Raw genomic sequence first — 9492 nt, 5'->3', positions numbered from 1 at the left:
GCCCGACGCACAGGCTCACCATCCTGACGCAGACATCGCCGGTCGATCGCGACCGTCGCGATGCAGCTACGCTCGCCCGCTGGTTGCGAACGATTCTACATTCGGTGTGGAGAATTCATCGCTTACGAACGCTCTATGGCAGGCGGGAGGTTGCCCGCGCGAGCATCGCACCGACAGCCTGTCAGCGGCCTTCAAGAACCTGAGCGAGAAGGAAGACTTCACTACCCGCTACAAGGCGCTGCTCGATCACTACGAGATGCAGGGCACGCGTAACAATCGCGGTCTAGGTCACGAGAACGGGAGTGTCGAATCCTCGCACCGGTATCTGAAGGACGCAGTCGATCAAGCCCTGATGCTGCGTGGCCATCGCGACTTCGTTGATCGTGCTGGCTACGATGAATTCATCCGCGAGCAGGTGATGCGCCGAAACCGGCGCTGCGCCGCCGCGTTCCGTATCGAGCGCCAGCAGCTTCAGGATTTGCCGGAGTACCGTACCACTGACTTCGTCGAGGAAGAGGCTCCTGTGACCCGCTGCAGCACTTTTACGGTGCGCGGCATCCTCTACAGTGCGCCGTCGCGCCTGATTGGTCACCGGCTGAAGGTGCGCGTCTACGGCGACCGGCTCGACTGTTACCTGTCCGGCCTGCTGGTCCACAGCACCGCACGGGGCTCGCGTGCGCGCGACAACCGCCACGCGCTTGATTACCGCCACTTCATTGACTCGCTGAAGCGCAAACCCCAGGCATTCAAGGGGCTCGCGTTTCGTGACGCGCTGTTCCCGCGTGATGCGTACCGCAGAACCTGGGAACAACTTGATGCCCGCCTGTCACAACGCGATGCATGCAAGACGATGGTCGGCCTGCTTGAGCTCGCGGGCCTGCACGGCGTGGAGGCCGTACTGGCCGGGCAGCTTGATGCAATGCTGGAAACCGGCGAGCTTCCCGATCTCAAGGCGCTGCGTGAACAGTACGCACCCCGTGAGGTCCAGTGCCCCGATGTCGAGGTTCAGATGCCGCCCGTTGCCGTGTATGACGAACTGCTCAAGAAGGTGGCAGCATGAACGCGCCCGCGCATGATGGTGGCCGCCTGGCCTTGATGCTCAACGAGCTGCGTTTGCCAACGATCGGTAGGTTGTGGCCCGAGTTCGCTGAGCGTTCGGACAAGGAAGCCTGGCCGGCCGCACGCCTGCTCGGCGCACTGCTAGAGCACGAGCTGGCCGAACGCGCTAAGCGACGCATCGAGCGGCACCGTACCGAGTCGCATCTGGACCCGACCAAGACCCTCGCGGCGTTCGACTTCGGCGCCGTGCCGATGGTCTCAAAAGCGCATGTCACAGCGCTGGCCACCGGAGAGTCATGGCTGGAGAAAAGGCGCCACGGTTCTCCTGTTCGGCCCGCCTGGGGTCGGAAAAAGCCACCTGGGATCGGTTATCGGTCATGCATTGATCGACGTGGGTTACCGCGTGCTGTTCACGCGTACCAGCGAGCTCGTCCAGAAGCTGCAGGCCGCGCGCCAAAGCCTGCAGTTACCTTCCGCGCTGGCCAAGCTCGATCGCTTCGATTTGATCATCCTCGACGACCTGTCGTATGCCCGCAAGGACCAGGCCGAAACCAGCGTTCTGTTCGAGCTGATTGCCGAGAGGTATGAGCGAAAAAGTCTTCTGATAACTGCAAACCAGCCGTTCTCGGGCTGGAATGACGTGTTCCCCGACCCCGGCATGACGGTCGCCGCCATCGACCGGCTTGTGCATCACTCGACGATCTTCGAACTCAATGTCGAAAGCTACCGCCGCCGCAAGGCCGGCGACAAACAGAATGCACGGCGGCGTCAACTACACGACGACAAACCTAGCAATCCGTTCAGCGGCCAGTTGCCTGACGACGGCAACGTTGCGCAGTAACGATGAGCGTCAACTACACGATCACGCAACGACAATTACGAAGGAGCAACGTCAAATATGACCTGATACCGAACGACAACTACCCCGTTGACCGGCCAAAATAGTTGTCGCTGACCGGCCGTGCTGCTTGACGCTCTCTATACCGCACGAAGGACGTTTCCGGAAAGGGCCTCGCCATCCAGCTATCAAAGGCATAATGCATGTAGAGATTAAACAGCACCGGGCTGAAGCCCCGGCAACAACATAGAAAACTCGCGGGTAAGATGGGGCCTTCGCATATCGAGGGAGTGTCTGGCGCCATGGTCCAGAGAATGTCCTGCCAGTAATGCGGTTCTCGTGCTTGAGGCCGTTGCTCCCGCTAACCGGGAGCCCAGTCGATGACACGGGGACGACGCAAACACTGGCGAGTGCGTCTCGCTTTCGAGCCGAACCGCTATTCCAGCGAACAACTGGAGAAGGCCTATGACCAGCTCAGTCCGATTGATGCCCGAAGCACGAGGCGCGCATTGGATGCAAGGCCAGCAACGGCGAAAGCGATGAAGCGAGGGAAACGATGAGCAATGTTGCCATGGTCGCGCTTTACGCGCGAGTGTCATCCGAGCAGCAAAGCAAACGCGGCACGATAGACAGCCAGATCGCTGCATTGAAAGACCGAATTCAGACCGACGGGGCGCAGATTGTGGAGGACATGTGCTTCGTCGATGCCGGGGTGAGCGGTGCAACGCTGGTCAGGCCGCAATTGGAGCGCCTGCGCGACGCCGCCGCGCTCGGGACGGTCGATCGGCTGTACATCCTCGCGCCAGACCGCCTGGCGCGCAAATATGCGCACCAAGCCCTGCTGATGGAGGAATTCTCCTCGTGCGGCGTACAGGTCGTGTTTCTCAATCATGCAATTGGCACGACGCCGGAAGAATCACTGCTGCTGCAGATGCAGGGCATGATAGCGGAGTACGAGCGGGCAAAAATCGCAGAGCGTCACCGCCGCGGCAAGCTTCACGGTGCGAAACGCGGTACCGTCAATGTGCTATCAGGGGCGCCTTACGGCTACCGCTATATCCGAAGACAGCTCGACGGGACGCCAGCCCGGTACGTCATCGAACTGCCGCAAGCCGCCACGGTGAAAGCGATCTTCGAGTGGGTCGGGCTGGAGCGCCTGAGCCTCGGAGAAGTGATACGTCGGCTTGGCGAGGCCGGTACCGTGACGGCATCGGGCAAGCCGTACTGGGACCGCAGCGTGGTATGGGGCATCTTGCGTAATCCGGCGTACATGGGGCGGGCTGCGTTTGGCAAAACGCAGGCGTGCGATCATCAGGTGCGCGTGCGTGCCCAGCGTCACAGCGCCGACGTGCCCAGGAAACCGTATTCAGCGAAACGCGCGGACCGGCAGCAGTGGATCGAAATTCCGGTGCCGGCAATCGTCAGCGAAGCACTGTTCGAAATCGTTCAGGAGCAGCTTGCCGAGAACCGCAAGCTGGCACGCCAGCGCCGGGATAATGCGCCGCTTCGCCTGCTGCAGGGGCTCACTGTTTGTGGACAGTGCCGTTACGCCTACTACGCGAAGAAAGTGAGCAAGTCGGCGGCCAAGGGACATCAGCGTGACTATGCCTATTACCGCTGCGTTGGAACCGACGCCTACCGGTTCGGCGGCGAACGTATCTGCGACAACCTGCAGGTACGGACAGACAAGCTCGATGAGTTGGTATGGCATCAGGTTGTGGAATTGCTCAGGCATCCCGATCGACTGAAAGAAGAGTATGAACGTCGACTCGACGTGATGGAGCGTAGCGAAAAGCGCGGCTTCGATACCGGCAGTCTGGAAAAGCAGCGGCTTCAGCTCGAAAAGGGCAAATCGCGACTGATCGACGGCTACGCCGACGGTATCATCGACAAGGCTGACTTCGAGCCAAGGATGCAGCAGTTGAAGAGTCGGCTCGAACAGATTGAACAGCAGATCCAGGAATCACGGCGCCACGGTGCGATGCAAAGCGAGCTGTTTCTCGTCATTAACCTGCTTGAGGAGTTTGCAGCCGCCGTCACTGAAAAGCTGGATGCGATTGATCTTGAAACGAAACGCAAGATCGTTCTGGGCCTGGTCAAGCGCGTAGAAATCCACAAGGACGAGATCGTCGTCGTGTTCCGTGTCGATCCGCAACCGCCGGTTCGCGGCAGCGAAAATTCGACCGACTCAGACGCAGGAGAGAAAAGTATGCAACATTGTAGGAGGCGTAAGCACACCACCCTGCGGCGTGCCCTGCGTCCGCGACACCATTTCCTGCCCCCTCATCATTGGCGCCTTCAACCAGCGTTCGACGTACAGCTCCACCCATGTGCAACGGGCATGCTGCCGCACCGCTTTCATCATGAGTTCGTGATCAACGTGGTCAAACGCACCTTTGATGTCAAATTCCAGTACCCAATCGTATTTCCAGCAACGGCTCCGGACAGCAGCAATCGCATCCAGCGCCGACCTTGAAGGACGGTAAGCATAGGAATCCGGATGGAAACAGGGCTCTACCTGCGCTTCAAGATAATTGCGCACAACCGCTTGGGCAACGCGGTCCGCCACTGTTGGAATTCCCAGTAACCGCTTGCGATTCTTGTCATTGCCCTTCGGAATTTCCACGCCGCGCACCGGCGGGGGGAAGTAGCTCCCTGAAGACATCCGGTTCCACAGCTTGTACAGATTGCGTCCAAGCCGCTCTTCAAATGCCTCGATGGTTTGCCCATCCACACCATGCGCGCCATGGTTCGCTTTCACCTGAAGCCATGCTGCCCACACAGACTGCTTCGTTATTGCAAACGGCCGGGCTCGACTCATCGGCTCATCCCATTCTCTGGTTGGCCGACGGGACTTGCCGGATGACGCATTCCCTTCGCTCCGCCCCCATTACGAGGCTTCACCGCTACTACGAAATGCTCCGTCCCTGTACCCCGCATCGGTACTCTCGCTTTCTTCGAGTCCTTCAAATCAAGCTTCTCCCTTCGCATCGAGATGACAGGTTCCTATGTTCCGTTCAATCGCCTGGAGTAACGTCACGCCGTCTATATGCCGGTCGCCACCAAGCCAGTCATCAGGCTCCCGCTTGGTTTGTCCCAGGGTGCAGCGTGGACCCTGGTTTTGACGACGGGTGGAAAAAGCTATCGACACCTCATCGACGGTTCGCTTGCGCTCGTCTCGTTATTCCATACCTGACGCATTCACTGCGCCTTTTCTTCAACGCTCACCACCACGTCTCTTAAACGCAGCAGCTTGAAGTGGTTTAATGCCTTCTCCTGAAAGACGGCATCGAGGGGCCCACCCTCATCGATCAAACAGCTTTCATAGCACACACGCCGCCGCTTTTTTTGCGATTTCAAGTTCCATCTGTAGACGCTTGTTCTCAGCCCGCAGGCGTGACAGTTCCATCTGCTCCGGCGTGACAACCTTTGTCCCCGCGCCATTGAGCTTGCCTGCCTCATCGGCCTTGAGCCAGTTACGCAGCGACTGGTGTGAAATCCCCAGTTCGCGAGCGACGTCCCGCGCGCTTTGCCCGTCCTTCACTCGCTGTACCGCGAGCGTCCTGAACTCGGCGGTGTATGCCTGCTTTGGTATTTTGAACATCGATTCTTTCCTTCCTTCGGGTCGAGTTTACACACGACCTGCTGGAAGGCGAAATTTCGGGGGAAGCTCAATCCCCGTGGATTCTTGCGAAGAGCAAAGTGCATTAAGGTAAGTTTCTCTCCACCAGGGTAGGTCTTGAGTTTTGATATTGTCCAGCAGTTTGGCGTGCCGCTTTTGACGTTCCGCCAAGGACATGGTCAAGGCACATAGGTATGCTTTGGCAATGGCAGTTCGATTCTTAGGGGGCACCAGAAGCGATTCACTGAGTTGAGTGGCCGAACCTGCACCGGTTGATAGCACAAGAACGCCAGGATTTTCTGGCTTCTGCGCAGCGATGTATTCTTTAGCCACGAGGTTCATGCCATCCGCCACGGGGGTAACGACACCTACCTGACTCATGCAATAAATTTCAGGCAGTGCGTTGCGATCCACCGAATCGTTGAAGTACATCACGGGCTTCCAATCAACAGTGCCAAACTGGTCGTTGATCTCGTCCACCAGTTTCCTAGTTTTTTCGCTTAACTTGGCATACGCGGGAACACATAGTCGTGTGGGTGCTGCGATCTGAACGAATGTGACGCTGTTCCGTAGGTCTGGGTGAGCATCCAGCAATTCATGGAAGGCTTTTAGACGCTTGGGTACCCCCTTACTGTAGTCCAGCCGATCAACGCCGACCATAAGCATGCGCCTACCTGACTCATTACGGACGTCGTCAAGGATTGCTTCTGAGGCACTGCTTGGCTGAAGCGCCCTAAGATTCTCGACATCAATGCCGATCGGAAAGGCTTGGATACGGGCTTTCCTCCCGAAAGCTCTCAAATCACGTTCGTTCAACCGTTGACCGACGCCTTCGGTTTCCGCGTACAAGCGGAGGTTCTCCACGTCTTTAGGGCACTGCATCCCGACGAGATCGTATGACATCAAGCCCTCCATCAATTTCCGATGTTGGGGAATTTGTTTGATGATATCGGGAGGCGGGAGCGGGATGTGATTGAAAAAACCTATTCTTTGTTGGCATCCGAGCGCACGTAACGCTTGCGCAAAAGGAATGAGATGGTAGTCGTGAACCCATAGGATGTCACTTTTTCTGAGCAAGGGGGCCAGTTTTGAGGCGAACATTTTATTGACAGTCTCATAATCTTCAAAGTACTCGGGGTTAAGGTCGGCAAAATTTACTTTTTCGTGAAAAACAGGCCAAAGCACAGAGTTAGAAAAGCCCGCATAGTAACCATCGTGAAGCTTCTTGCTCAAATCAACTTGTGCCAATGTCGTCCGTCCGAAGGATTCGGTTCGAACGCTAGTCACTTCGGAGGCGTCGGATGTTTTACCGCTCCAGCCGAACCATAGTCCTTCGGTGTTATGCATCATTTCGCCAAGCGCAACTGCAAGCCCACCTGAAGCAGGTTTGTTCGGATCTATAAGCCGGTTCGATACCACTACCAGGCGGCGATCTGAACTTGGCGGTGCTGATGCCTCAGATTTTGATCGAAACAGCTCGGAGCCCTTTCCACCCAAGATGTTCCGTCGCGGCGCTTCTGGCAGCCCCTCAAACTGCGAAGGTCCGGACCGAGGAAGATCAGGCTTCTGAAGTGCCTCGCTTTGTGTGGTTGCGAATGTGTCGAAGGGGTCGCGATTAATTGTCGGCGAATAAATAGAGGGAGTTGCACTGTTGAACATGGAATTAATACCTCTGAACCGCCCCGGGTTTCCCGGAGGCTGTTTTGCTTGAGTCACGCCGCGATAGCGGACCCAGCGAGTTTTGAATAATAGGCGGCTTCCGCCTCGGCAGGTGGAATGTTGCCGATGGGGCCGAAGAGCCACCGACGATTGTTGAACCAGTCAACCCATTCGAGCGTCGCCAGCTCAACCGCCTGCGGATTGCGCCACGGTCCGAGGCGATGGATCACCTCTGCCTTGTACAAGCCGTTGATCGTTTCAGCCAGTGCGTTATCGTAGGAGTCGCCCACGCTGCCCACTGACGGCTCGATGCCAGCCTCGACCAGCCGATCCGTATAGCGGATTGATACGCCTTGCACGCCGCGGTCGCTGTGATGGATCAGCCCGCCCTGCTGCACCGGCTGTCGCTCGTACAAGGCCTGCTCCAGTGCGTCCAGAACGAAGTCCGTGCGCGCCGAACTCGACACACGCCAGCCGACAATGCGTCGGGCGAACACGTCGATGATGAACGCGACATAGACGAAGCCCTGCCAGCTCGATAGTGGAGTAAGAGACCGGACGTAGTCGAGCTATCTCCCGGCCTCTCCTCCCCGAACCGGACTTGCACCTCTCAGCGCATCCGGCTCTCCATTCAAGCGTTGCTCATAGCAAAGGCGACATCGGCATAGCGCGATTCGATGGTGCTGCGTGTCTCGTCGCGCATGATGTACGGATTTTCCGACGGGCTACGCCACCTGAACTGGCTCTTCCGACTGGTAACAAGACGCCGAAGCGCCACCGTCCCATACCAACCCCGACTATTCTGGCCTTGAAGCAGCCATGTCTTGGCCTGTCCCGGTTCTGGCGCACGCACATGATCGCGCATCAGCGACCTGAACCCGCGCCGATACCTGCGCGCGAGCCAGTAGCCGAATTTCCAGAAGACCGTGCGGTCCAGTTTTCTGAACATGGTGGCCGTGAAGTCGGTGTATTGGTAGAAGGCAGCCCAGCCGGTGATCTGCCGGTTCAGGCTTTCCATCAGGTCCATCCGGTTCATGCCGTAGTTGCCCGACAGTTGCTTGACTAGCCGCTCGGCAAAGCCCCGATACTTCTCCCACGGAATCGTCGTCACAGGTCGCATGCGACCGCGTGAACCACGCTTGCGGACGATCCGGTGACCGAGGAAGACGAAGCCATCGTTCACATGCGTGATATGGGTCTTCTCCATATTCAGCGTGAGCTTCAGGTCGCCTTCGAGGACCTCGCGGCATGCTTCGCGCACTGCCTCGGCATGTTCACGAGTTCCCTTGACCACAATCACAAAGTCATCTGCATACCGACAGTAGGCAACAGCTGGTTTCCACTGCCGGTTCTCTCGTACCGTAATGGGGCGCTGTTTGAGAATGGCGAAGTTCCACGCCCACCGATCCTTCCGCACCTTCTTGTTCAGGTAGTTCCTTTCCATCCACACATCGAATTCGTGCAGCGTGATGTTGGATAGCAGGGGTGAGAGGACACCGCCCTGGGGAACGCCTTCACTCGCGGCACGAAACAGATCACGATCAACGCAGCCCGCCTTGATGAACTTCCACAGCAGGGCAAGGAAACGCTGGTCGGCAACGCGCTTGCGGATTCCCTTTAGAAGCAGACGATGATGAACGGTGTCGAAGTAGCTGGCGAGGTCGCCCTCTATAACCCAGCGCCCGGCGACACTTTGTTCGCCACCGTCCTGCAACTGAAGCTTCACCGTGCGAATTGCATGATGTACGCTACGGGCAGGCCTAAAACCATATGAAGCCGGGTGGAAATCGCTCTCCCATATCGGCTCCATCGCCATCAGCATGGCCCGTTGCGCGATCCGATCCCGCAGGCTCGGAATGCCGAGCGGCCTGAGCTTGCCGTTCGCTTTCGGTATGTACACGCGTCGCGCAGGCAGCGGACTATACGAGCCCGCCAACAGTTCGTCGCGTATCGTCGCCAGTTCATGCTGGAGATTCGCCTTCATCATGCGCCTGTCAACACCGTCCACTCCTGGTGTGCGGGCTCCGCTGGATGCCAGCGTAATGCGAGCCGCTTCGCTCAGCCAATCCCTGTCGGCAATCAGTCTCAGGAGTCGATCGAACTTGCGCTCTTTGTTCTCCGTCGACCATGTCGCCAGTTTGCTTTGCATTTCACTGATTATCAAAGGTCTTCACCTCACTATGGTCAGTTACTCACACGTCAGCAATATAGCTGACAGATTGATGCCTAAAAAATGACCGAACAAGGCACGGATCGCGGCTAATTTGTGAAAGCTGCTCGTGAATTTTTGAGCCCAGCTTTTCACCTTTTTGAA

4 protein-coding genes and 5 pseudogenes are annotated in these 9492 nt (G+C 57.6%); 3 read left to right on the top strand and 6 right to left on the bottom strand.

The window, feature by feature from the left end:
* The 3 genes and pseudogenes from AB4Y40_RS42395 to AB4Y40_RS42385 form a co-directional block, all read left to right on the top strand.
* Positions 1 to 1060: IS21 family transposase (locus AB4Y40_RS42395; protein WP_368692939.1), on the top strand; the 1060-nt coding region annotated here is incomplete at its 5' end.
* Positions 1057 to 1900: pseudogene (istB, locus tag AB4Y40_RS42390) on the top strand (IS21-like element helper ATPase IstB). The gene AB4Y40_RS42395 and the pseudogene istB, both read left to right, overlap by 4 nt.
* A gap of 553 nt (positions 1901 to 2453) precedes the next feature.
* Positions 2454 to 3602, top strand: a pseudogene (locus AB4Y40_RS42385) (recombinase family protein); the annotation flags it as partial.
* A 483-nt stretch (positions 3603 to 4085) separates the two neighbouring features.
* Here AB4Y40_RS42385 and AB4Y40_RS42380 read toward each other — a convergent pair.
* The 6 genes and pseudogenes from AB4Y40_RS42380 to AB4Y40_RS42355 form a co-directional block, all read right to left on the bottom strand.
* Positions 4086 to 4562, bottom strand: a complete 477-nt coding sequence (locus AB4Y40_RS42380; RefSeq protein ID WP_368692940.1) for a reverse transcriptase domain-containing protein — start codon at positions 4560 to 4562, stop codon at positions 4086 to 4088.
* A 675-nt stretch (positions 4563 to 5237) separates the two neighbouring features.
* Positions 5238 to 5501 (bottom strand): annotated as a pseudogene (locus AB4Y40_RS42375) (transposase); the annotation flags it as partial.
* 27 nt (positions 5502 to 5528) lie between these two features.
* Positions 5529 to 7178 carry a trehalose-6-phosphate synthase gene (locus tag AB4Y40_RS42370; protein ID WP_368692938.1) on the bottom strand — a complete coding sequence of 550 codons (1650 nt, stop codon included), beginning with the start codon at positions 7176 to 7178 and terminating at the stop codon, positions 5529 to 5531.
* A gap of 53 nt (positions 7179 to 7231) precedes the next feature.
* Positions 7232 to 7720, bottom strand: a pseudogene (locus AB4Y40_RS42365) (DDE-type integrase/transposase/recombinase); the annotation flags it as partial.
* A gap of 89 nt (positions 7721 to 7809) precedes the next feature.
* Positions 7810 to 9342 (bottom strand): group II intron reverse transcriptase/maturase, encoded by a 1533-nt coding sequence (gene ltrA / locus AB4Y40_RS42360; protein WP_368692937.1) that lies wholly within the window; start codon positions 9340 to 9342, stop codon positions 7810 to 7812.
* 28 nt (positions 9343 to 9370) lie between these two features.
* Positions 9371 to 9492, bottom strand: a pseudogene (locus tag AB4Y40_RS42355) (IS630 family transposase); the annotation flags it as partial.

This window comes from Paraburkholderia sp. EG287B, assembly GCF_040965595.1.
Classification (GTDB): domain Bacteria; phylum Pseudomonadota; class Gammaproteobacteria; order Burkholderiales; family Burkholderiaceae; genus Paraburkholderia.
Note: the sequence above shows the minus strand (reverse complement) of the source record. Positions and strands in the feature narration are given on the sequence as shown.

Bases quoted from the DNA above. Each gene is read 5' to 3' on its own strand.
- AB4Y40_RS42380 (WP_368692940.1), bottom strand. From the start codon at position 4,562: ATGTCTTCAGGGAGCTACTTCCCCCCGCCGGTGCGCGGCGTGGAAATT.
- AB4Y40_RS42370 (WP_368692938.1), bottom strand. From the start codon at position 7,178: ATGTTCAACAGTGCAACTCCCTCTATTTATTCGCCGACAATTAATCGC.